Source organism: Mycobacterium sp. 1274756.6, from assembly GCF_001668625.1.
GTDB lineage: Bacteria > Actinomycetota > Actinomycetes > Mycobacteriales > Mycobacteriaceae > Mycobacterium.
The window spans coordinates 73,038-95,733 of sequence record NZ_LZLJ01000050.1 but is presented as its reverse complement, the minus strand read 5'-3'; the positions used below and the strand labels follow the sequence as shown (position 1 = coordinate 95,733).

The 22,696-nt window shown below is 68.6% G+C and carries 22 protein-coding genes, 1 tRNA gene and 1 other RNA gene; 17 read left to right on the top strand and 7 right to left on the bottom strand.

All coding sequences use genetic code 11. The annotated features are described in order from the left end of the window. Nucleotides 1–173: 173 nt before the first annotated feature. The 5 genes from ftsE (at nucleotide 174) to ssrA (ending at nucleotide 3,587) form a co-directional block, all read left to right on the top strand. Nucleotides 174–863 carry a cell division ATP-binding protein FtsE gene (gene ftsE / locus A5643_RS07175; protein ID WP_066853434.1) on the top strand — a complete coding sequence of 230 codons (690 nt, stop codon included), beginning with the start codon at nucleotides 174–176 and terminating at the stop codon, nucleotides 861–863. After that, entirely contained in the window at nucleotides 863–1,756 is an 894-nt protein-coding gene (gene ftsX, locus A5643_RS07170; RefSeq protein WP_066853403.1) for a permease-like cell division protein FtsX, read from the top strand. Before ftsE ends, ftsX begins: the two co-directional genes overlap by 1 nt. A 1-nt stretch (nucleotide 1,757) precedes the next feature. Next, a complete protein-coding gene (gene smpB, locus A5643_RS07165) occupies nucleotides 1,758–2,264 on the top strand; it encodes an SsrA-binding protein SmpB (RefSeq protein ID WP_066853401.1) in 507 nt (168 codons plus the stop codon). Nucleotides 2,265–2,266: 2 nt separating this feature from the next. Continuing rightward, nucleotides 2,267–3,118, top strand: a complete 852-nt coding sequence (locus A5643_RS07160; protein WP_231995483.1) for an EamA family transporter — start codon at nucleotides 2,267–2,269, stop codon at nucleotides 3,116–3,118. A 99-nt stretch (nucleotides 3,119–3,217) separates the two neighbouring features. Further along, nucleotides 3,218–3,587: a transfer-messenger RNA gene (gene ssrA, locus A5643_RS07155) on the top strand. Nucleotides 3,588–3,863: 276 nt separating this feature from the next. Here the strand turns inward: ssrA and A5643_RS07145 are convergent. Continuing rightward, nucleotides 3,864–5,099, bottom strand: coding sequence for an IS256 family transposase (locus A5643_RS07145; RefSeq protein ID WP_066853396.1), 1,236 nt, complete (start codon nucleotides 5,097–5,099; stop codon nucleotides 3,864–3,866). 382 nt (nucleotides 5,100–5,481) lie between these two features. Between A5643_RS07145 and A5643_RS07140 the strand changes: the two genes are divergently transcribed. After that, the gene (locus tag A5643_RS07140; RefSeq protein WP_066853395.1) at nucleotides 5,482–6,438 is read left to right on the top strand and encodes a hypothetical protein; all 957 of its coding nucleotides are present in this window, start codon (nucleotides 5,482–5,484) and stop codon (nucleotides 6,436–6,438) included. A 45-nt stretch (nucleotides 6,439–6,483) separates the two neighbouring features. Here the strand turns inward: A5643_RS07140 and A5643_RS18070 are convergent, their stop codons facing one another. Next, nucleotides 6,484–6,645 (bottom strand): hypothetical protein, encoded by a 162-nt coding sequence (locus A5643_RS18070; RefSeq protein WP_156628601.1) that lies wholly within the window; start codon nucleotides 6,643–6,645, stop codon nucleotides 6,484–6,486. Nucleotides 6,646–6,833: 188 nt separating this feature from the next. Here A5643_RS18070 and A5643_RS07135 point away from each other — a divergent pair, with 188 nt between their 5' ends. From A5643_RS07135 to A5643_RS07120, 4 genes are all read left to right on the top strand, one after another. Beyond that, a complete protein-coding gene (locus A5643_RS07135; protein ID WP_066853393.1) occupies nucleotides 6,834–7,745 on the top strand; it encodes a DNA-processing protein DprA in 912 nt (303 codons plus the stop codon). After that, a complete protein-coding gene (locus A5643_RS07130) occupies nucleotides 7,742–8,569 on the top strand; it encodes a phosphoribosyltransferase family protein (protein WP_066853391.1) in 828 nt (275 codons plus the stop codon). Before A5643_RS07135 ends, A5643_RS07130 begins: the two co-directional genes overlap by 4 nt. 387 nt (nucleotides 8,570–8,956) lie before the next feature. Beyond that, a complete protein-coding gene (locus tag A5643_RS07125) occupies nucleotides 8,957–9,562 on the top strand; it encodes a heme-binding beta-barrel domain-containing protein (protein ID WP_066853389.1) in 606 nt (201 codons plus the stop codon). Between the two features lie 31 nt (nucleotides 9,563–9,593). Beyond that, entirely contained in the window at nucleotides 9,594–9,956 is a 363-nt protein-coding gene (locus tag A5643_RS07120) for a DUF488 domain-containing protein (RefSeq protein ID WP_066853387.1), read from the top strand. A gap of 3 nt (nucleotides 9,957–9,959) precedes the next feature. Here A5643_RS07120 and A5643_RS07115 read toward each other — a convergent pair whose 3' ends face one another. The 3 genes from A5643_RS07115 to crcB (A5643_RS07105) all read right to left on the bottom strand — a co-directional run bounded on the left by A5643_RS07115 (nucleotide 9,960) and on the right by crcB (A5643_RS07105) (nucleotide 11,285). Beyond that, nucleotides 9,960–10,460: a hypothetical protein gene (locus A5643_RS07115; RefSeq protein WP_082948783.1), complete on the bottom strand. Its 501-nt coding sequence runs from the start codon at nucleotides 10,458–10,460 to the stop codon at nucleotides 9,960–9,962. 70 nt (nucleotides 10,461–10,530) lie between these two features. Then, the gene (gene crcB / locus A5643_RS07110; protein ID WP_066853385.1) at nucleotides 10,531–10,890 is read right to left on the bottom strand and encodes a fluoride efflux transporter CrcB; all 360 of its coding nucleotides are present in this window, start codon (nucleotides 10,888–10,890) and stop codon (nucleotides 10,531–10,533) included. Then, nucleotides 10,887–11,285: a fluoride efflux transporter CrcB gene (crcB, locus tag A5643_RS07105; RefSeq protein WP_066853383.1), complete on the bottom strand. Its 399-nt coding sequence runs from the start codon at nucleotides 11,283–11,285 to the stop codon at nucleotides 10,887–10,889. The genes crcB (A5643_RS07110) and crcB (A5643_RS07105) overlap by 4 nt, the downstream gene beginning before the upstream one ends. 52 nt (nucleotides 11,286–11,337) lie before the next feature. Here crcB (A5643_RS07105) and pgm point away from each other — a divergent pair, with 52 nt between their 5' ends. The 4 genes from pgm (at nucleotide 11,338) to A5643_RS18650 (ending at nucleotide 14,740) form a co-directional block, all read left to right on the top strand. Beyond that, on the top strand, nucleotides 11,338–12,969 hold the full coding sequence (gene pgm / locus A5643_RS07100) for a phosphoglucomutase (alpha-D-glucose-1,6-bisphosphate-dependent) (RefSeq protein WP_066853380.1): 1,632 nt from the start codon (nucleotides 11,338–11,340) through the stop codon (nucleotides 12,967–12,969). After that, on the top strand, nucleotides 12,966–14,231 hold the full coding sequence (locus A5643_RS07095) for an MFS transporter (RefSeq protein ID WP_066853378.1): 1,266 nt from the start codon (nucleotides 12,966–12,968) through the stop codon (nucleotides 14,229–14,231). Before pgm ends, A5643_RS07095 begins: the two co-directional genes overlap by 4 nt. 57 nt (nucleotides 14,232–14,288) lie before the next feature. Further along, nucleotides 14,289–14,361, top strand: a tRNA-Ala gene (locus A5643_RS07090). Between the two features lie 139 nt (nucleotides 14,362–14,500). Beyond that, on the top strand, nucleotides 14,501–14,740 hold the full coding sequence (locus A5643_RS18650) for a DUF6480 family protein (protein ID WP_066853376.1): 240 nt from the start codon (nucleotides 14,501–14,503) through the stop codon (nucleotides 14,738–14,740). 109 nt (nucleotides 14,741–14,849) lie between these two features. Here the strand turns inward: A5643_RS18650 and A5643_RS07080 are convergent, their stop codons facing one another. Further along, nucleotides 14,850–17,012, bottom strand: a complete 2,163-nt coding sequence (locus A5643_RS07080; protein ID WP_197497670.1) for a catalase — start codon at nucleotides 17,010–17,012, stop codon at nucleotides 14,850–14,852. A 358-nt stretch (nucleotides 17,013–17,370) separates the two neighbouring features. Between A5643_RS07080 and nrdF the strand changes: the two genes are divergently transcribed. The 3 genes from nrdF (at nucleotide 17,371) to A5643_RS07065 (ending at nucleotide 21,997) form a co-directional block, all read left to right on the top strand. Next, nucleotides 17,371–18,327 (top strand): class 1b ribonucleoside-diphosphate reductase subunit beta, encoded by a 957-nt coding sequence (gene nrdF / locus A5643_RS07075; protein WP_066853426.1) that lies wholly within the window; start codon nucleotides 17,371–17,373, stop codon nucleotides 18,325–18,327. 124 nt (nucleotides 18,328–18,451) lie between these two features. Then, a complete protein-coding gene (locus A5643_RS07070) occupies nucleotides 18,452–20,512 on the top strand; it encodes a hypothetical protein (protein WP_066853374.1) in 2,061 nt (686 codons plus the stop codon). 18 nt (nucleotides 20,513–20,530) lie between these two features. After that, nucleotides 20,531–21,997, top strand: coding sequence for a DUF7937 domain-containing protein (locus A5643_RS07065; protein ID WP_156628600.1), 1,467 nt, complete (start codon nucleotides 20,531–20,533; stop codon nucleotides 21,995–21,997). Here the strand turns inward: A5643_RS07065 and A5643_RS07060 are convergent. Further along, nucleotides 21,988–22,572: an RDD family protein gene (locus A5643_RS07060; protein ID WP_197497669.1), complete on the bottom strand. Its 585-nt coding sequence runs from the start codon at nucleotides 22,570–22,572 to the stop codon at nucleotides 21,988–21,990. The two genes, A5643_RS07065 and A5643_RS07060, sit on opposite strands and share 10 nt — an antisense overlap. Between the last annotated feature and the right edge of the window lie 124 nt (nucleotides 22,573–22,696).

The following is a 22,696-nucleotide window of genomic DNA, read 5'->3' as shown; positions in this document are numbered from 1 at the left end:
CCCCTGCCGTTGCCCTCCCCGTTCGGGACGCTGCCGCCGCTGATCCCGCCCGAGCCGGATTCACCGTCCCCGCCGTCTCCGCCGCCCCCGACTCCGCCGTCGCCGACGCCGACGGCCCCGCCGGGCTAGCGTGACCGGCGGCGGAGTTATCCGCGGTTACACTGCGTGCCGTGATGATCACGCTTGACCATGTCAGCAAGCAGTACAAATCGTCGGGCCGCCCGGCGTTGGACGACGTCAGCGTCAAGATCGACAAGGGCGAGTTCGTTTTCCTGATCGGGCCGTCGGGTTCGGGCAAATCGACGTTCATGCGGCTGCTGCTGGCCGCCGAACGCCCCACCAGCGGCGATATCCGGGTCTCGAAATTCCACGTCAACAAGCTCTCCGGCCGGCACATCCCCGCGCTGCGGCAGGTGATCGGTTGTGTCTTCCAGGACTTCCGGCTACTGCAGCAGAAGTCGGTCTTCGACAACGTCGCGTTCGCGCTGGAAGTGATCGGCAAACGCACCGACACCATCAACCGGGTGGTGCCCGACGTGCTGGAGATGGTGGGCTTGGCGGGCAAAGCCAACCGGCTGCCCGACGAACTCTCCGGCGGTGAGCAGCAGCGGGTCGCGATCGCGCGCGCCTTCGTCAACCGCCCGCTGGTGCTGCTGGCCGACGAGCCGACCGGCAACCTCGACCCGGAGACCAGCCGCGACATCATGGACCTGCTCGGCCGGATCAACCGCACCGGCACCACCGTCGTGATGGCCACCCACGACCACCACATCGTCGACTCGATGCGCCGACGGGTGGTCCAGCTGTCGCTGGGCCGGCTGGTGCGCGACGAGCAGCACGGCATCTACGGAATGGATCGATAGTGCGCTTCGGATTCCTGTTCAACGAGGTCCTCATCGGGCTTCGTCGCAACGTCACCATGACCGTGGCGATGATCCTGACGACCGCGATCTCGATCGGGCTGTTCGGCGGCGGGCTGCTGATCATCCGGCTGGCCGACCACTCCAAAGCCATCTACCTCGACCGGGTGGAGTCGCAGGTCTTTCTCACCGACGACATCTCCGCGGGCGACATGACCTGCGACAGCGACGCGTGCAAGGCGTTACGCGAACGCATCGAGGACCGCGACGACGTCAAGTCGGTGCGCTTCCTCAACCGGAAGGATGCCTACGAGGACGCCATCGCCAAGCTGCCCCAGTTCAAGGAGGTGGCCAGCGAGGACGCGTTCCCGGCGTCGTTCATCGTCAAGCTGGAGAACCCGGAGGAGCACGTCGCGTTCGACGACGCGATGCGCGGCCAACCCGGCGTGCGGGAGGTCAAGAACCAAAAGGACCTCATCGACCGGCTCTTCGCCGTCCTCGACGGGATCAGCGGGGCCGCGTTCGCGGTGGCGCTGGTGCAGGCCATCGGCGCGATCTTGCTGATCGCCAACATGGTGCAGGTGGCCGCCTACACTCGGCGCACGGAAATCGGCATCATGCGCCTGGTCGGGGCCAGCCGCTGGTATACCCAGCTACCGTTCCTGGTCGAAGCGATGCTGGCCGCCACGATCGGGGTGGCGATCTCGGTTCTCGGGTTGATCGTGGTGCGCGCGGTCTTCCTCGACCGGGCGCTCAGCCAGTTCTATCAGGCCAACCTGATCGCCAAGATCGACTACGCCGACGTCCTCTACATCGCCCCACTACTGTGGTTGGTGGGGGTGGCGATGGCCGGGGCGACAGCGTACGTGACGTTGCGGTTGTACGTTCGGCGCTGACGTGGCCAAGAAATCCGGTCGCCCGAAGGGCTCCGACGCCGACGGTGGCAATCGCGTGATCGCCACCAACCGCAAGGCGCGGCACGACTACTCGATCCTGGAGGTCTTCGAGGCTGGGATCGCGTTGCTGGGCACCGAGGTGAAGAGCCTGCGCGCCGGGCACGCGTCACTGGTCGACGCATTCGCCACTATCGACGACGGCGAGGTGTGGCTGCGCAACATGCACATCCCGGAGTACCACCACGGCAGCTGGACCAACCACGAGCCCCGGCGCAATCGCAAACTGCTGTTGCACCGCAGGCAGATCGACATGCTGGTCGGCAAGATCAAGGACGGCAACCTGACCCTGGTGCCGCTGTCGGTGTATCTGACCGGCGGCAAGGTGAAGGTGGAGTTGGCGTTGGCCCGCGGGAAGCTGGCCCGCGACAAGCGCCAGGACCTGGCCCGCCGCGACGCCCAGCGGGAGATCACCCGCGCGCTGGGCCGCCGCGCCAAGGGAATGGACTGACGGTGGTCACCGCCGCCCCGGCGCTGGCGCTGGCTTCGGCGGCCAGTTTCGGCATCAGCGACTTCGTCGGCGGTATCGCCGCACGGCAGGTCGCGGCGCTGCGGGTGGTGCTGATCTCCACCCCGGTCGCGATGGTGTTCTTGGGGCTGGCGGCGCTGGGCGCCGGCGGACCGATCACCGTCGAGGCCGCTGTCTGGGGCGCGCTGGGCGGGATCACCCAGGCGCTGGGCATCTGGTGGTTCTACGCCGCGCTGGGGGCCGGCCCGATCGCGGTGGTCTCTCCGCTGTCTGCGGTGATCGACGCGGCGGTGCCGGTCGGGGTCGGTGTGGTGATCGGGGAGCGGCCCGACACGGTGGCCACAATCGGGATCGTGCTGGCCCTGCTGGCGGTGGTGTTGATCAGCCGGGAGGCCACCGACGAGGACGTCCGGCCGCACCGCTTCACCGTCAAGGTGGCGTGGCTGACGGTGGGCTCCGGGTTGGCGCTGGGGCTGAACTTCGTGTTCATCGACCAGACGCCGGGGGAGTCGCGGCTGTGGCCGCTGGTGTTCGCCCGCGCGGCGGCCGCGGTGATGGTGGTGCTGGTGGCCGCCGTCACCCACAACCTGCGGGTGCCGTCCGGTACCCCGCTGCGGCTGGCGTTTCTGGCCGGCGCGCTGGACACCGGAGCCAACATCACCATGCTGCTGGCGCTGCACCTGGCGCTGCTGTCGCTGGCCAGCGTGCTCATCTCGCTGTACCCGGCGGCGACGGTGGTGCTGGCGATCGTGGTGCTGCGCGAGCGGGTGCACCGCTGGCAGGTGGCCGGGATGGTGCTCGCCGTGATCGCGGTGAGCATGATCACGGTGGGGTGACGTCGCGGGCACGGGGATGATTCCCGGCTGAATTGTCGTTGCAGCCCACGTATCATGGAAAACGCCCCGCCGGCTCGGCGGGGAGAACAACCAAGACAGGGGGCTGAACGGTTTCGACTTCGTGCTTCGAATCAAGGGAAGCGTGCCGGTGCAGGCAAGAGACCACCGTTAAGCGTCGTTGCAACCAATTAAGCGCCGATTCACATCAGCGCGACTACGCTCTCGCTGCCTAAGCGACAGCTAGTCTGTCAGACCGGGAACGCCCTCGGCCCGGACCCTGGCATCAGCTAGAGGGATCAACCGTTACGTTCGGTCGCGGGACGTAACGGGACACCACACAGCGACTGGGATCGTCATCCCGGCTGGTCCGCGTGACCGGGAGATCCGAGTAGAGACACAGCGGACTGCGCACGGAGAAGCCTTGAGGGCAGGCCGGAGGACCCGGGTTCAATTCCCGGCAGCTCCACTTTCGAAGTACAGACAGCTTCGTATCGAGAACCTCTTTGCCGACGAGAAAAAGTGTCAAACCCGTGGAGTACCAGTGGGTGCACAGTCGGCAAGGAGGTTTCTTCATGCGGATAGCCGTGGTGCAGAGAGGCGCACATGCGCACGAAGTGCTCCGCGCTCCCGACGGCGTGGCGTCGCACCCGTGGTCGTCGTTTTTGCAGACGCTGGCACCTCGATTCCGGGTCAAGTCCACTGATGTGGTGTACGGCGTCGTCGTGTGATTCTTCGGTGTGGTGGTTTAGGCGGTGAGTTCTGCCGGGGTGTCCTCCTGTTGGGTTGTGGGGTGTTGGTCGGTGCGGGATTTGCTGAGGACGTCGAGGCCGAGGTAGCGGCGGGATTCGACCCATTCGTCGTGTTGTTCGGCGAGGACGGCGCCGACGAGGCGGATCAGGGCGTCGCGATCGGGGAAGATGCCCACTACGTCGGTGCGCCGGCGGATTTCCTTGTTGAGCCGTTCTTGGGGGTTGTTGGACCAGATCTGGCGCCAGATCTGCTTGGGAAAGCTGGTGAAGGCCAGCAGGTCAGGACGCGCGGTGTCGAGGTGGTCGGCGACTTTGGGCAGCTTGTCGGCCAGGGCGTCGATGATGCGGTCGTACTGGGCGCCAACGGAGTCGGCGTCAGGTTGGTCGTAGACCGAGTGCAGCAGTGTCTTGACCCACGGCCACGACGTTTTGGGGGTGAGGGCCATCAGGTTGGTGGCGTAGTGGGTTCGGCATCGTTGCCAGGATGCGCCGGGCAAGGTGGCGCCGATCGCGGCGACTAACCCTGCGTGGGCATCGGAGGTGACCAGCCGCACCCCAGATAGGCCGCGGGCGGTCAATGATCGCAGGAAGGTCAACCAGCCGGCGCCGTCTTCGGCGGTGGTCACGTCAACACCGAGGATTTCGCGGTAGCCCTCGGCATTGACCCCCACCGCGATCATGGCGTGCACATTGACCACCCGGCCCGCTTCGCGCACTTTGAGGACCAGGGCATCAGCGGCCATGAACGTATACGGCCCGCCATCGAGCGGACGGGTCCGGAAGGCCTCGACCGTGGTGTCGAGTTCTTTGGCCATCACCGAGACCTGTGATTTCGACAGGCCAGCGATACCGAGGGTGTCGACGAGCCGGTCCATGCGCCGGGTGGACACTCCCAGCAAGTAGCAGGTGGCTACCACCGTGGTCAGCGCTCGTTCGGCGCGTTTGCGTCGCTCCAGTAGCCAGTCCGGAAAATACGAGCCCTGCCGCAGTTTCGGGATCGCCAGATCCAAGCTGCCCGCCCGGGTATCGAACCGGCGATGCCGGTAGCCGTTACGTTGGTTGATGCGCTCAGCGGTGCGCTGGCCATAGCCGGCCCCGCACAACGCATCGGCCTCTGCCCCCATCAGGGTGTGGATGAATGTGGCCAACAATTCGCGCAGCACGTCCGGGTGGGCGCTGGTGAGTCGCTCAGCCAGCACAGCCGGCAGGTCGATATCGTGGGCGTCGGTCATCGCGTTGATTCCTTTGCTCGAGTGACTTTGACGGGTCTCTCGAAGAATCACGCGATGACCTTCAATCATTTGGCTACGACACGCCGGTCACCAAGATCAGGTCCCGACTCGTACACCACTCTGGTGGACGCAACCCGATTCCGGCACCGAGCGGTCCGCAATCGAACTCGTTACGCGAGATCGGCGGGGACGCGGGGGGAGTGATTCGCCGGAGGCCGCAACTCACGTGTGCAGGGGTCTCCCGTTGGCTTGGCCCTTCGGCGCACATGCTGGTCGAAGGTAAACCGGAGTGGGCGCGCAAGAAGACGCACCTGTGTCTGGGTGACTGGCTGGTGAGTATTCTGCAGCCGAGTATGTCGTAGCGGCCGCCTACCGTTACCCCATGACCACTCCGAACATCCCGCCGCCAGAGCAGTCGCTGCTTGAGGCGCTGATGAACATCAGGCACAACGGTGTCCTCAGCTACATCGACGAGCGGGGCCAGCGGTGCGGTGACCTGTACGAATGGGGGCTGCACCCGCACACCGCCGACGAGGGGAGCGCTCTCGCCGCCGATGATGCCGCCTTCGCAGCCGCGTACCCGATCACGTTGCCGGGACTCGCAGCCGTCACCGGGCACGCGCTTTTCCCCGTCATTGCCGCTGTCGGGAACCTGAACACTGTCGGGATTCTGGTGGCCCGTCGCCTCACGCATCAGCAGCCGCACATCTTGGAGGTCATTAACCTGTGCCGCGTAGCGCTGGAGTCCGCCGCGCTAACGGTCTGGCTGCTCAGGGATCCGGATCCCGACATACGCCTCGCACGGTGCCTGGCTGAGGAGATGGAGCAGATGGAGCAGCAGCGCCGATTCCTCGTGATCGATGCCGAGAACGAGGCCGGCCGACGTGAGCGGTTCACGCAGGAGCGCCGAACCATGAACGCCGAGCACCGGCGCAAGTTCAACCTCATGTTGTCCGCGGCCAAGGACGCGTACAGCTTCGACAATCCGCCGTCGTTCACCACGATGGTCCGAGAGTCCGCGCAATGGGCCGACGCACACATGCCCGACACGGAAGAGATCGACGTCGGCTGGAGGGAGCGGTCCGCGCGGTCCCTCTACTCCTACGGCTCCAGCTTCATCCACGGCTACCGGTGGATGACGGACTACAGCCGCGACGGCACCGTCTGGTCGCTGCTGGCCGACGCGATGGGCGTGGCGCTGAACATGACCGAGTGCGCGGTGTGCCTGTACGAGACGGCGTCCAGGGCACCCGGAGGTGCCAGGCCGGAAGGTTCCTACGTCCCCGAGCGGCTGGAACCGACGATCGCCGCGTGGTCCGCGGAGCTGTTCAGCTCGTAGCGTGGCGATGGTCGCTCGCTTTGCTGGTCACGACGTTCGTGGTCATCAGGTGCAGGTCTGTGCAGCCAGCCGGCGCGCCTCGTCGAAGTCGGAGGCAAGGGCTGAGGCCAGCCAGTACATCAGTGTTCGCGCAGCCTGGCCCACCTCCGGGAACACAGTCTTGGGGTCGGGTCGCGCAGAGCTCTGGTTCTTTACGTTCTTGTCCATGAGGCGGGAGGTACGCGGAGGACGTGCAGCGCCCTTTCCCACAACGGCGGCACCTGGCCAGCGCCAGCGTGTCGGTCCCCAGCTCTAGGCTGCGGGTTTGTCGGCGGAGTGTCCAGGTAGCGGCTCGCGCACAGCGGACTAGCCTTCGCAGTAGACGCGCAGATCAGAGGAACGGAGGTGCAGGACTCGTGGCTTACTCAGCTGCTGCCACCGTCGTGGCGCTGCTGCGAGACATGCCGAAGACGATAACGATGGCCAGCCTCGGTGAAGCCCTGCTCGACAGCGGCTCCGCTGATCAGGTGTGGGACGAACACGTCGGCGCGACGCTGCTGGCCGTGCCAGGAACCGAACCGGACCGTGACGCCGCCGCCCGGGACATCGAGCAGTGGGATGTCCGCGGCTGGAAAACACTCACCGTCCTCGATCCTGAGTACCCGGACCGGGTCCGCGCTGCGCGGCGGCCACCCGCGCTCATGATGGCAGCGGGAACGATGGCCGACGATGACTACTCCGTGGCGATCGTCGGCTCCCGGAAGGCTTCGGCCAGCGGGCTCGACTTCGCGGTGGGTGCGGCCGAGGGCCTTGTTGAACACGACGTCACCGTGGTTTCCGGCCTCGCTGAAGGTATCGATACCGCAGCGATGAGCACCGCTGTCGAGCTGGGCGGTCGGGTCGTCGGCGTCATCGGGACCGGCATCGACCGCGCGTATCCGGCGCTCAACGCGAAGCTGCAGGCGACCGTCGCGGAACGCGGGCTGGTGCTTACTCAGTTCCTTCCTGGATTCCCCGGGGCTAAGTGGGCGTTCCCCGCACGCAATCGGACGATGAGCGCCTACGTCCAGGTGACCGTGATCGCCGAAGCGACCGAGCAGTCCGGAACCAAGCACCAAGCTTTGGAAGCCGTAGCCCACGGCCGGCGGCTCGTGTTGCATCGCGGCGTAGCTGAGGGCACGTCGTGGGGGCGGACCCTCGCCGAACGCCCTGATGTGTTCGTGGTGAGCACCGCTGGCGAAGCGGTTGCACAGTTGGAACAGATCGCGGCTGCGGATCAGACAGTGCGATCCCACCTGGCTCCGGTGCCGGTGGGCACCGCCTGGTGACCGACTGGGAGGCGGACGCGGCACTGCGCCACGAGATTTCCGTCGCGATGGGCAAGGTCTCTTACTTCCACAACATCGCTGCGGTGAGTCCCGGCATCTGCCGTGTCTGCCGCGGGCCCGCGCAGGACTCCGACGCGTGCCCCCGGTGCCAGTCCACCGCGGAGACACTCGGCGGGGCGACGTGCGATCACACGTTCTTCGTCGCGTACGCCGACGGACGCAACCCCGGCGGCTGGTCGCAGAGCGCGCAGACGATGCGCCTCTATAAGGAGATCCCTCCCACCGCGCTCTGTGTGGAACACCTGCACGAGCTGATGTTCGTCGTGACCTGGATCCACGATGACTGCATGCGTGTCGCTGACGGCGGGTGGGACGCCGCCGCGTTCGTGCCGTCGCGGACACCGCGTGAAGGGCTGCACCCCGTCGCCGCCATCGCACGCAACGTGGCGCGGCTCGCTGAGGACGACCCCGCCACCGAAGGCCCGCACAAGATCAAGCGCGTGGTCCTCGAACCCGGTCCGGTGGACGTTTCGCGCATCGCCAACGCTGGCCGGTTCGCGGTATCCGACATGTGGAGGCCCAGTGTCGAGGGGAAGAGGGTTCTCCTGGTCGACGACACCTGGACGACCGGCACGTCGGTGCAGTCCGCGGCCGCCGCGCTCAAGGCCGCGGGGGCCGCGTCGGTCACTGGGCTGTGCATCGCGCGGTGGCTCAGCTGGGACCGGGACTCTGATATCCCGCTGTTGAAGAAGGTCACCGTCGCGCCGTACGACCCGTTCGCGTGCTTCGTGGGCACACGCCAGTGCCGCCTCCGGCACACGTGAGACGGGCTGCTATCACAGTCACGATTCTGACGCGCACCTGCGGGGTTACTGCCCGACGCTTGGTGACACAGCGAGCGTAGGAGAGTCGAGACGACGGCGCGACACGACGACGTTCTCTTTTGCCCGTTCTGTTCAGCTGAGGTGGCCGAGATGGCGTTGCCGGTCGAGTGGACGGCCCGGCAGCGCCGACTCGGCCAGATCAGCCAGCTGACGAACGGCCACCCGGGTCTGCGGGAACGCCCGCGGCGCCGCGCGCCGCCGACTACCATCTCGGTTCGTGTCACTCGCGGTTGGCGCGGCTTGGCGAGGGCGGTCCCGCTCAGGTCAGCGTGGTTTGCCGGTCACGGGCGGCATGGAACCCCATCCACCGTCGGGAGGAATGCAGCCATGACCGAAATCCAGGGCCCGCAGAAACTCGGGCCGCTGACCCCGCTGGTCGGCGAGTGGGAGGGTGATGTCGGCGTCGACTTCTCCTTCCACAACAAGGACGGCGGCACCGCGCAGACCAGCTATTTCGAGCGGGCGTGGTTCAAGCCCATCCCGATCCAGGAGAACGGGCAGCAGGTCATCGAGGGTCTCAAGTATGAGATGACCGCCTGGCGTCACGGCGAGGAAGCCATGGACCCCTTCCACGATGAGGTCGGATATCTGTTGTGGGAGAAGAAAACCGGCGTGGTCATCCGCAACGTGGTGTTCGGCCGCGGCATCGCCATCCTCGCCGGCGGCCAAGCCGAGCCTCGGGACAAGACCCTGCAGTTCACCGCCACCCCCGGTGACCCCAACTACGGCATCTTGCAGAACGAGTATCTCTCCGAGCGCGCCGAACTCATCGCGTTCGACAGCACCTTCACCATCGAGGACGACGAAACCTTCAGCTACACCTCGACTCTGGTGCTCAAACTGGCCGCCATGGACGGTAAGCAGATGAACCACACCGACCAGAACACGCTGCGTCGGGTCAAGCGCTACCACCCGGGGTCGGCATACGCCTGAGGACACGGCGTGCGCGAGTAATCTGAAAACCATGGGCGCCGCGAACCGGATTCGGGTGGCGCGGGTCTACGACGATCCGAGCGACGACGACGGCGTGCGGATTCTCGTCGACCGGGTGTGGCCGCGCGGATTCCGCAAAGACGACCCGCGAGTCGGGCACTGGTTCAAAGACGCGGCACCGTCAAACGAACTGCGGCACTGGTATGGCCACCGCCCGGAGCGATTCGACGAGTTCGTCACCCGCTACCACCGGGAACTGAGCACCGCCGACGGCCAAGCCGCCGTCGCCGAACTGCGCAGGCTCATCGGATCCGGTGCGGCGACGCTGGTGACCGCCACCCGTGATCTGGCGGGTAGCCAGGCCGCGGTGTTGGCCGAGTTGCTGGACCGCTGACGCTCACCGCGCCACGGTGGTGACCAGCAGCCCGATCGGGATGCTGACCGCGAGCACGATGAGCACGCCGCGGTAGGCGAACAGCGGCCAGCGTGGCCCGTCGCTGCGCCGCACGCCGTAGAGAAAGAACCCCAACGCCACGAACAGCAGCGCGGACCCGGCATCGAGCACCGCGGCCCGGTCGCTGAGCACCCCGGCGATCACCCCGAGGTTGGCGACGTTGAACAGCGTCGCGGTCACCGCCGTGTACCGCGCCGACGGGGCGGCGGCGGCCAGCAGCGCCTGACCGGCCCCCAGCGCCAGCTGGCTCAGGCCGAGCACCAGCACCAGGTAGGCGGCCGCCCAGGTGCCGTGCCGGGTGGGCGCCGGCGCCGCGATGACCGCGGCGACGATCCCGCCGGCCAGCACCGCGGTCAGCCCGGCCAACGCGAACGGCAGGAACACCGCCCGCCGATCCCACAACCGGGTCACCGCCGCCGGCATCTGGCCGCTTTCGGTCGTCATCTCGCTCCCTCCGCCGTCTCTGTTGTGGGCCAACCCGCCGCGCTCCCGGACCCTTCCCGCTGCGGGCGACTCACAGCCAACCCGCGAGGTGTTCCCCCAGCACCGCGGCGGCCAACCCGAGCACCACTGAGACACCGATGTTGAGGGCCGCCGGCGCGAACTGGCGCTCCTCGGCGAGTCGCTGGGTCTCCAGCATCCACGTCGAGAACGTGGTGTAGGAGCCCACCAGCGCGGTGCCGACCAGCAATCCCACCTGCGGGCTGAGCGTCAGGCCGCTGAGCAGCCCCAGCAGCATCGCGCCGCTGAGGTTGACCACCAGCGTGCCGAACGGAAAGGCGCGCGCCGCCCGACGGGCCACCGCCCGGTCGACCAGGAACCGCAGCACCGCCCCGATGCCGCCGGCCGCCAGCACCCCCACCCACAGCATCATCGGCGGACCCGCACCCGGCGCACCAACGCGGTGGCCACCTGCACCGCCACCAGCCCCGCGGCCAGGCTGGCCGCGGTGTAGCCGGCGGCCAACGCCCAACGCTGGTGCTGCAGCATCGCCAGCGTCTCGACCTGCATCGTGGAGAACGTGGTCAACCCGCCGCAGAGCCCGGTGCCCAGCAGTGGGCGCCGGTAGGCCGACACCGGCAGCCGTTCCAAGAGCCGGGTGGTGAAGTAGCCCAGCAGGAACGCGCCGAGGATGTTGACCGCGAACGTCGGCCACGGCCAAGACCCCGGATCGGGAGCGACCCAGACCTCCAGCGCGGCGCGGGCACCGGCGCCCAGCGCGCCGCCGGCGAAGACGGCGGCCAGTTCACGGCTGTCATGGCCCACCACGGATGCCTTCCGATCGCTGGGTTGCGCAGGCACGGTATCGCAGAATGAAACCATGGCCCACCCGCGCGCCGGGCAACCGGCTCAACCCGAAGACCTCGTCGACCTGCCGCACCTGGTCACGGCGTACTACACGATCCGGCCCGACGCCGACGACCCCGACCAGCAGGTGTCGTTCGGCACGTCCGGGCATCGCGGCTCCGCCCTCGACGCCGCGTTCAACGAGGCGCACATCGTGGCCATCACCCAGGCGATCGTGGAGTACCGCGCCGCTGCGGGCATCACCGGCCCGCTGTTTCTCGGCCGCGACACCCACGCCTTGTCCGAACCGGCCTGGACGACGGCGCTGGAAGTGTTGGGCGCCAACGACGTCACGGTCGTGATCGACTCCCGCGACGGCTACACCCCGACGCCGGCGATCAGTCACGCGATCCTCAGCCACAACGGCGGTCGCAGCACCGATCTGGCCGACGGCGTCGTCGTCACCCCGTCGCACAACCCGCCCCGCGACGGCGGCTTCAAATACAACCCGCCGCACGGCGGGCCCGCCGACACCGATGTCACCGACGCGATCGCCAAGCGTGCCAACCAGATTCTGCGCGGCGGCACCGATGCGGTGCGCCGGGTGCCGCTGGCCGCGGCGCGACAGCGCGCCGGCCGGCACGACTTCCTGCAGCATTACGTCGACGACCTGCCCGCCGTCGTCGACCTCGACGCGATCCGCGCCGCGGAGGTGGTGATCGGCGCCGACCCGCTCGGCGGGGCCAGCGTCGAGTACTGGGCGGCGATCGCCGAGCGGCACCGGCTCAACCTCACCGTGGTCAACCCGCTGGTGGACGCCACCTGGCGGTTCATGACCCTCGACACCGACGGCCAGATCCGGATGGACTGCAGTTCCCCCGACGCGATGGCCGCCCTGATCGCGCACCGCGACAGCTACCAGATCGCCACCGGCAACGACGCCGACGCCGACCGGCACGGCATCGTCACCCCCGACGCCGGGCTGCTCAACCCCAACCACTATCTGGCGGTGATGGTCGACTACCTGTTCACCCACCGCCCGGAGTGGCCGGGCAGCGCCGGGGTCGGCAAAACCGTCGTCAGCTCCTCGATCATCGACCGGGTCGCCGCGGGCATCGACCGGCCGCTGCGCGAGGTGCCGGTGGGGTTCAAATGGTTTGTCGACGGTCTGCGCGAGGCGACGGTGGGCTTCGGCGGCGAGGAGTCCGCCGGGGCGTCGTTTCTGCGGCGCGACGGCGCGGTGTGGACCACCGACAAGGACGGCATCATCTGCGCGCTGCTGGCCGCCGAGATCCTCGCGGTCACCGGCGCCAGCCCCGCCCAGCGCTACACCGAGCTCACCGAACGCTACGGGGCGCCGGTCTACGCCCGGATCAACGCCCCGGCCGACCGGGAGCAGAAGGCGCGGCTGGCCGCGCTCTCCGCCGAGCAGGTCAGCGCCGACACGCTGGCCGGAGAGCCCATCACCGCGAAGCTGACCACCGCGCCCGGCAACGGGGCACCGCTGGGCGGGTTGAAGGTCGCCACCGCCAGCGCCTGGTTCGCCGCCCGGCCGTCGGGCACCGAGGACGTCTACAAGATCTACGCGGAATCCTTCCTCGGCCCCGAGCATGTGACGCAGGTGCAGGAAGCGGCTCAAGAGGTGGTGAATAGGGTCATCGGGTGACCTCCACCGCTCGACGGCCGCGCGGGGAGCGGCGCTCGCAGCCGCTGCCCAGCGAGATCTGGGTGCTGGTGGTCGCCAATGTCATCATCGCGCTGGGCTACGGGGTGGTGTCGCCGGTGCTGCCGGCCTACGCCCGCCACTTCGGGGTCAGCATCGGCGCGACCACCTTCGTCATCACCGCGTTCGCGCTGATGCGGCTGCTGTTCGCGCCGGTCAGCGGGCTGATGGTGCAGCGCCTGGGAGAGCGGCGCGTCTACGTCGGCGGGCTGCTGATCGTGGCGGTGTCGACCGCCGCGTGCGCGGTGGCGCAGTCCTACTGGCAGCTGCTGCTGTTCCGGTCCATCGGCGGGGTCGGCTCGACGATGTTCTTCATCTCCTCGCTGGGGCTGATGATCCGGATCAGCCCACCCGGCGCCCGCGGCCGCATCGCCGGGCTGTTCTCCACCGCGTTCCTGCTCGGGTCGATCGGCGGGCCGGTGATCGGCAGCCTCACCGCCGGGCTGGGGCTCAGCGCCCCGTTCGTCATCTACGGCGCCGCCGTGCTCACCGCCGCGCTGGTGGTCTTCATCAACCTGCGGCACTCGCGGCTGGCCGCACCCGCCACGGAGTCGAGCGAACCGGCCGTCACGGTGCGCGAAGCGCTGCGCCTGCCGGCGTATCGGGCGGCGCTGCTGTCCAACTTCGCCACCGGCTGGTCGGTGCTGGGGGTGCGCATCGCGCTGGTGCCGCTGTTCGTCACCGAGGTGCTCGCCCGCGGCCCCGGCATGGCCGGGGTGACGCTGGCGACGATCGCGATCGGCAACATCTCCGCGGTCATCCCCAGCGGACACCTGTCGGACCTGGTCGGACGGCGACTGCCGCTGATCGTCGGGCTGGCCGCCGCCGGGGTCGCCACCATCTTGCTGGGCACGACGCACTCGCTGCCGCTGTTTTTGCTGGCCGCCTACCTCAGCGGCGCCGCGTCGGGGATGTTCAGCGCGCCGCAGCAGGCCGCGGTCGCCGACATCCTGGGCAGTGAGACCCGCTCGGGAACCGCGGTCGCGACCTTCCAGATGATGGCCGATCTGGGCGTGATCACCGGGTCGGTGGCGATCGGCCAGATCGCTGAGCGGCTCACCTTCGAATGGAGCTTCACCGTGGCCGGGGCGATCCTGGTGCTCGCGTCGCTGGGCTGGCTGCTGGCGCCGGAGACCCGGCCGGGGGCCGTCCGGCCCCGGGTGGTGCGCATCCTGCGGTCCCGGGGCTCCGAGGAGCTGCCGTGACCAGCCGTTTTGAAGGTAGGAATGGCGGTGGTGTAACTTCGATGGGCACGACTGCACGGGGCTATGGCGCAGCTGGTAGCGCACCACACTGGCAGTGTGGGGGTCAGGGGTTCGAGTCCCCTTAGCTCCACCGAGAAAACCGCAGGTCAAACCGTGACCGCTCTCGGGTCGACCGGCAGAGCACCGTCCGTTTCGGCGTGTAAGGACGACGCCTCGGGGTATCCGGGCACTGTGTTTTCGGCAAAACGCGACCGCGGCGCGGTGTCGACATGACCGCGTCGCCTCCAGATCCAGAACCGGAACGGACGCCGGGGCTCGAGGCGGGGGGCGGCGTGGCTCCCGGCTCGACCCCGCCGGAGTCGGCGCAGACCTCCGGGGCGTCCGAGCCGGAGCCAGTGCCCCGGCCCCGGCCGACGGTCGCAACAGTCGTCGCATTCGTCGCGATCGCGATCTTCGCCGCCGCCTTTCTCGCGACCGCGGTGTTCCTGGTCCTGCGCATACTGAGTTAGTTCGCGATTGACTCGTGTCGGAGCCAGGCCATGACCGGCCACCGGATCCGCAATCAGGCAGCAAACCCGAAACAGGTCAGGCCGTCCACCAGCTCCGCAACGGCCGGATTCAGACTCGATCCCAGAACCGCTGCTGGGTCACGGCGGCCATGAAACGTTCGCTGAAATCGGATTCGGCAGCCGTCACCACGCCGGTCGGGTTACTGCCGTCGGCGAGGCCGAGGTAGGCCTGACCGGCCTTGGCGAGGCCGATCGGCTTGTAGAACTTGTAGCCCTGCCTGACGAATTCGCGCACGTTGTCGTCGAACAGCGGCTGCTGATCGCTGCGTCCGCCGACAACGTAGTAGGCATCGAACAGCGTGGGATGCGATGTGAAGAATGTCTCGTCGACCTCCAGGCTCATGCCGCTCGCCCCGGTCACCGCACCGAGCCGGTCACTCACGATCTGCACGACCGCTTTACCGGCCTTCAGCGCGGTGAGCACCGGCCCCACCTCCTTGTCGTCGAAGTCCTCGGCGATCAGCACGCCGACCTTCAGGGTGGCGGGACTGTAGGCGGTGTTGGCCGTGCTGAGCACCGGCGAGCTTTCGGTGACCGGCACGTGGTCCCCGCTCGGCGGGTTGACGCCGATATTGCGCGCGAGCATGGCCGCCATCTCTTGATCAACGTTGCCGAACATCTCGACCGTCTGCTGGCGAACAGCTTTGCTCTTCACCTTTTGCAGGTGAAAGCTGAAGGTTTTGAGGAGATCGGCTTTCTCGAAATCCGCCATGCTGTTCCAGAACAGTCGCGCCTGGGAGAAGTGATCGTTGAACCGCTCACTGGGCAACTCGCGGGTGATGTGGCCCTCGACCGGCCCGGGGTAGTTCGCGTAGCCGCCTTGCTCCGCCGGCGTCACCGACGGGGTGTTGTCGGCGAGCGAATTCGCCCGGTAGTCCACCTCGTCGGCGTCGATGCGGTACCGGTCGTATCCGTCGCGGTGGTTGTGGTTCGTTTCCACGATCGGCCGGTTGATCGGGATCTCGTTCATGTTCGCCCCCAGGCGGTGATACTCGGTATCCCGGTAGGCGAAGGACCGGCCCTGCAGCGACGGATCGTTGGTCATCTGTATGCCCGGGACCAGGTTCGAGGGGTCGAAGACGGCCTGCTCTTCTTCGGCGAAGAAGTTGTCCATCAACCGGTTCAGCGTCATCTTGCCGACGATTTCGACCGGGACGACGTCTTCGGGCCAGAGCTTCGTGTCATCGAGGATGTCGAAGTCGTACTTGAATTCGTCTTCCTCGGCGATCAATTGCACGCCGAGCTCGTATTCCGGGTATGCGCCGTTTTCCAGCGCCTCGACCAGGTCGTGACGATGGAAGTCCGGGTCGACGCCGCCGAGGATGTTCGCCTCTTCCAACAACAGCCCGTGAACCCCGAGGAGCGGCTTCCAGACGAACCGGGCGAATGTCGACTTGCCCTGCTCGTTGGTCAGGCGGAAGGTGTTGATCGGCCAGGCCTCCATCATGCGCCAGCTTCTCGGGCGTCCCCGCATCGACATCAGCCACATGATCATGTGTGCGGATTCCGGATTGCTGGTGACGTAGTCCCAGAAACCGTCGTGCCCGCCGGTTGCCTGCGGGGTGTCGCTGGCCGGGTCCGGTTTGATGGAATGCACGAAGTCGACGAACTTCATCGCGTCTTGGAGGATGAAGACGGCGAAGGAAAGCGCCAGATTGTCGTAGTTGCCTTCCTCGGTGTAGAACTTGGTCGCGAACCCGCGCACATCGACAGCGGTGTCTTTGGAGCCCTTGCTTCCGATGAAGTTGGAGAACCGGACGAACGTCGGTGTCTTCGTCCCCGGTGACCGCAGGAAATGTGCCCGCGTCACGTGCTCGAGGGATTTCGTCAGCTCGAACTCGCCGTGCACGCCGAAGCCGCGCGCGTGGACCACTTTCTCCGGAATGCGCTCCCGGTTGAACCGCGACTGTTTCCGGTAGAAATGGGTGTCCTGAAGCAGGGTCGGGCCGCGTCGTCCCGCCCGCAAGGAGTGCTGGTCATCGGAGATCAGGGTGCCGGTGTCGCTCGTCAGCGGCTTACCGGTGTTCTCTTCCCGGAACTGGTCTAATTGCTCGGTCTTGGCAGTGCGGCCGCGCTTCGCCAGCGCGGCGGCCCGCTCCTGGTGTCCCTCGATCATCAGTTCGTCGTCGCCCATCGCCGAGCCGGCGACCTCCTTCGCGCGTCCCTTCAACTGCTCCGCCTTGCTGCGCACGTTGTGGCCGATGTTGTCCATGTCGTTCTCCTGCCTTGGTCGGAGTCCTCGGAGTCCTCGTAGTCCTCGGAGTCCGCCGAGTCGTTGCCTTCGCCGCGGGCGTAGTGCCTCAGCGGTCCGGATACCCGCGGGGTCCGTGCCCACACACCCGCGTGCCCACGATTCGCGCAGCGCGGGCGAAGTCACCGACGTCGGCACCGCCGGACAGACCCGCGGAGGTTCTCAGCCGTCCGGGAACTGTCGCCCCCACGGCCTATGCTGGATTTTGGTCACCCGAATTTTTGAGGAGGATTTCTTGGCGGCGCAGGGACTTTCCGAGGTCACTTCCGACAACGGGGCAGCGGCGACGTCCCACCCCGACCGCGAGTCCGCCAAGCCCCTGGATGCGGCCCGCGCGGTCAACTGGAACCGCATCGAGGAACAGATCGACCTCGACGCCTGGAACCGGCAGACCTCCAACTTCTGGCTACCGGAGAAGATCCCGCTCTCCAACGACCTGCAGTCCTGGGCCGCGCTCAGCGACCGCGAGCAACTCACCGTCATGCGGGTGTTCACCGGCCTGACCCTGCTGGACACCGCGCAGGGCACCGTCGGCTGCATCGAGATGATCGAGGACGCCCGCACCATGCACGAAGAGGCCGTGCTGTGCTTCTTCTCCGGCATGGAGGCGGTGCACGCCCGGTCGTACTCGAGCATCTTCTCCACCCTGGCCAGCACCACCGCGAACGACGCGGCGTTCGAGTGGTCCGAGCGCAACCGCTGGCTGCAGAACAAGGCGCGGATCATCCGGCAGTACTACCGCGGCGACGACGCCCTGAAGAAGAAGGTCATCAGCGTCTTCCTCGAGTCGTTCCTGTTCTACAGCGGTTTCTACCTGCCGTTCCACTACTCGGCGCGGGGCCGGCTGACCAACACCGCCGACATCATCCGACTGATCCTGCGCGACGAGGTACTGCACGGCTGGTACATCGGCCAGAAGTTCCAGTACGGCTTCCGTGAGCAGGACCCCGAGCGTCAGCGGGACCTCGAGCAGTACGCCTACCGGCTGCTCGACGAGCTGTACGAGAACGAGGTCGGCTACGCCCGCGAGCTCTACGACGACCTGGGCTGGACCCCCAACGTGTTGGCCTGGATGCGGCTCAACGCCAACCGGGCGCTGCAGAACCTGGGTTTCACGCCCGCCTTCGCGGCCGAGGAGTGCAACCCGCCGGCGGAGATCATCGCCAGCCTCGATCCCGGCGCCAACGAAACCCACGACTTCTTCTCCGGGTCGGGCAGTTCCTATGTGATGGGCAAGACCGAGGAGACCACCGACAGCGACTGGGACGACTTCTGACCTGCCGCGAAGCCGCCACCGAATAATCTGTAACGCCGCCCGCCGCTCCGGCGACATGCATACAGTGGCATATCTCGTCGCGTGACCAGGGGGGTTGCGACGGACGGCGGCCACCGAGCGGAGGGTGAGCGAGATGGATGTCGCGCTGGGAGCCGTCATCGACGACGGTGTCGCGCAGATCGCGCTGCTGGATGCGGCGCCGCCGCATCCGGTGATCGACCGGTCACAGGTGGACCTGGCCGGCACCGGTGTCGAGGATTTGGTAGCCACGCTGGTGGCCACCGACCGGATGCTGACCGACACCGGCCACCGGCTGGTGTCCACCCGCATCTCCGGTGACGGCGCGCTGGCGGCCCAAGTCGTCGACGCGCTGGCCGCGACCGGCTTGGCGAACGTGATCGCGGTGTCGGAATCGGCCGCGGCGGCCGCCGCCGAGGGCCCGGCCGGTTCGCAGACCGCGGCGCTGGCCACCGCGCAGGGTGAGAACACCGCACTGGCGTTGGCCGCCGGGGCGGCGATGACCGGGATGACGCCCACCGCGGCGGCCCCGGCCGTCGGTGCGGCGTCGGCGGACCCGTCGATGACCCAGCTCAGCCCGCAGGGGCCGCAGCTGGCCTACTCGGAGGTCGATGACGACGAGGCCTGGGCGCCGACCCAACTCGACGAGGCCGACGACGAGGACTGGGCGGCCACCGAATACGTCGGCCCGCCCCAGCGGCGGGCCCGGCCGCGCGCGCTGCTGGTCGGCAGCACCTTCGCCGCGGCCGTGGTGGTCGGGTTCGCCGCGCTCGCCGTCGGCGTGGCGGTCGGGGTGAGTCCGACCGCGAGCCGGCAGGACGTGCGAGCCCAGGAGCCCGCGGTGCCGGGCAACTACTTCCCCAACTCGCCGGGCCAGGGCGTGCAGCGGGACGGGGATAACTGGACGGTGATCGAACACGTCCCGGCCAAGGGGGTGCGGCCCAGCGTGCGCACCTTCGAACCGGTGTCGTTGGCGCGCCCGGCGACCGCGGCGAACTCCCTGATCGACGTCTACCCCGACGGCACGTTCGGGGTGCGCAACGCCGCCGCGCCGCTGCCCCCGATCGCACCGCCGGTGCCCAACGTGACCGGCGGGATCGACCCGATCGCGCCGATCCTGGTGTCGCGGCTGATCCCCAACTTCGGCCTGTACACCCCGCTCGAAGTGCTCTATTACATGAGCAACATGGCGCCCGCCACGGTGATCGCGGGCGCGAACGCCGTCAACATCGTCGCCTCCAGCCTCGGGCCGACGCTGGCGCAACTCGGCGCGGTGGTGGCGGTCAGCCCCCTGCAGGGGGCGCTGTTCGCGGCGGACACCGCCGCGGCGTTGGCGGCGCCGTTCAACCCGGTGCGGCTGACCAACAGCATTCCGGCGCAACTGTTTTCGCAAACCATCACCCCGGCGCAGAAATCCGAGCTGCTGCCGGCCGGGGTGACCGAGATCAGCGACCTGCCCGAGACCGCCGCCGACGCCGGGCTCAACCCGCTGAGCACACCGATCACCGACGTGAATGCGCTCAACCCGACCGTGGTCGGCAGCGGCCCAGAACTGGTGCAGGAGAAGGAGTCGCCGCCGGTCTTCCCCGACCTGGCGACCGTGGCGCCGGAGATCGCGCCGGAGACGTCGCCGGCCACCGAGAGCCCGGCGCTGACCAGCCCGGGGGAGCAGACCCCCGCGTCGGAGACACCGCCGACCGAGCCGGGTGAGAGCCGCGAACAGCCGTCGCCGGGGCAGACCACGCCCGCCTCGGAGGTCCCGGAGTCGCAGACTCCGGCGTCGGAGGGCCCGGCATCGGAGACCCCGGCACGCACAACCGAGGCGCCGACACGGCAGACGACCGCCGAGCGGCCGGCCGAGACCTCGGCGGACAGCCCGACCCAGCAGCCGGCCGTCACCCAGGAGCCGACCCGGGAGATGCCGACGGAACGGCCGGCGCCGACTCAACAGGAACCGACCTACGAGGCCCCCACCCGGGAGGCCCCGACCCAGGAGGCGCCGACCTACGAGGCGCCTACCTATGAGGCGCCGACTTACGAGGCGCCGACTCGGGAGATCCCGGCGCCGCAGGCCCCCACTCGGCAGATTCCGACGCAGGAGGCACCGAAGATGCCGTCGATGCCGACCATGAAGATGCCCGACTTCGGCGGGGACAGCTCGGAATAGCCGCGGAAGGTGGGCGAGATGACCAAACCGGAGACCGCCACGGCGAGCGGGCAGGCGCCCGCCCGCGGCCGCGACGTGCTCGCCGCCGCCTTGCTGGTGGCGGGGCTGCTGCTGCCGTGGAACATCCACACCGGCGTCGGGATCGCCGGCACGTCCGGCTGGGTGTTCGCGGTGCTGGTGGCGGTGACCGTGGCGGCGCTGGCCGCGACCGGTATCGGAGAGCTCGCCCGGCGCGGCGACTCGAAAGCGCCGATCGGGCTGCGGCTGCCGCTCTGCGGCCCCTACCTGCTGGTCGTGGCGATCTTCACGCTGACCACGATCGTCAGCGCGCTGCGCCACGGCGGCGACGGTGTCGCCGCGCCCGGCATCGGGCCCGGCGCGCTGCTGGGCTTGGCCGGCGCCCTGCTGGCCGCGCAGCCGCCGCTGCTCCCGGGCGGCGGCCAGCGCACGGCGCGGGTCCGTGCGCTCCTCGGCTGGGCATCGATCCTGCTCGGTGTGCTCGCCGCGCTGTTCAACCTCTACCTGCGCATCCGGTTCGTGGTCGCCGGATTCGCCGGCCCGGCCGCCGGGGCCAACATCATGACCGCGGTGACCGCGCTGCTCTACACCGTGGTGGCGCTGGCACCGATCGTCCTCGTCGGCCGCTGGATCATCGCCGGCACTCGCGCTCACCGGCTGGCCACGACGCTGCTGGGCATCGCGACGTTGGTGGCGACGGCGCTGCTGTGGCTGTTGCCGGTCGGGCGCGACCTGGACGCCTTCCACGGGATCGCGCAGAACACCGGGACCGCCGGTGTCGGCTACGAGGGCTACCTGGCGTGGGTGGCGGTGGCCGGTCTGGTCGGAGCCGCCGCGCTGCGGGCCGCGTCGGCCGCCGACGCCGATGCCCTGTGGCGCGCGGCGACCCGCTCCTGCCTCATCCTGGTGGCGGTCTGGTGCGGCGGCACCGCCGTGCTGCGCATCGTTGGCGTGGTGCTCAACGGGATGCTGCAGTTGCCCGCCCTGCCCTACAACAACACCGCGCTGATGGCCTTCGACGTGCTCACCGCGGTGGTGGCCGCCTGGCTGGCGCTCAACAGCGGCCACCGCGCAACGCCGCGCGCGGTCACCCTGCTGCTGCTGGGCGTGGTGTTCGTGCTGACCGGCTGCCGGCTGGTGGTCGGGGTGGCGCTGGTGCCGCGCAGCATGCCGCTGAACTCCGGCACCATCAACGCGGTCTACGGCAACGACCTCAGCCAGCAGATCACCGGCATCATCGACGCCACCCTCGCCGTCCTCGCGTTGCTGCTGCTGGTCGCCGCCTTCCTACGCCAGGTGCGCACCCCGGCGTCCCGCCCGCAACCGGCCCGGCCCGCTCCCGCCCAGCCCGCTCCGGCCGCAGCGCCGCAGCCCGCCCCGGCACCCGCGGTGGCCGCGCCGAGGATCGCCGCGGCGCCGCCGAAAGCGCCGCGCATCGCGGCGCCGCCCCCGCGCGATCAGTCCTGAACGTCGCCGCGCCGGTCGGCCCAGCGTCGCCGCCGCGGCCCCAGCGGGTCGGCGCCGTTGACCACGTCGAGCACGGTCAGGCCGCTGAGCCGGTCGTGCAGACCGGTTCCCCCGGCCAGCACCGGCAGACCGGCCAGCCCGGCGGTGAGGATGAACACCGCACTGCGCGCCAACGTGCGCAGCAGCCCGGGCGCGCGGTGGTCGGCCGTGCGGATCAGCCGCAAGCCCAGGATCGCCTTGCCGAACGAGGTGCCGCCGACGGCCTGCCAGATCTGCAGCCACGCCCAGACCAACACGAACGCCAGCGGCAGCACGATGTAGACGACCGCCGGGACCCGGAACACCGTGGCGACCGCCGCCAACGGCAGCGCCGGGCTGAGCATCGCGGCCAGATCCAGCAGGGCGGCGACGGTGCGCACCGCGCGCCCGGCCCGCCGCACCGGCGCCGACGGCACCTCCAACGCCTCGGCCGGTCCGGCCGCGGTGGGTCCGGCCTCCAGCGCCTCACCGCAGGCGGTGCAGAAGTGCGCGCCGGGCGGGTTGGTGGCACCGCAGAACGGGCAGCAGCGCTGCACACCGCCCGACTCGTCAGCAACGGGTTGTTCAGAAATCGTCCATCTCCGTCCGGCCCGGCCGGCGCTGCGCTTCCGGCCACGGTCAGCATCCCACCACCGCACCGACCATCATGGTGTATCCGGG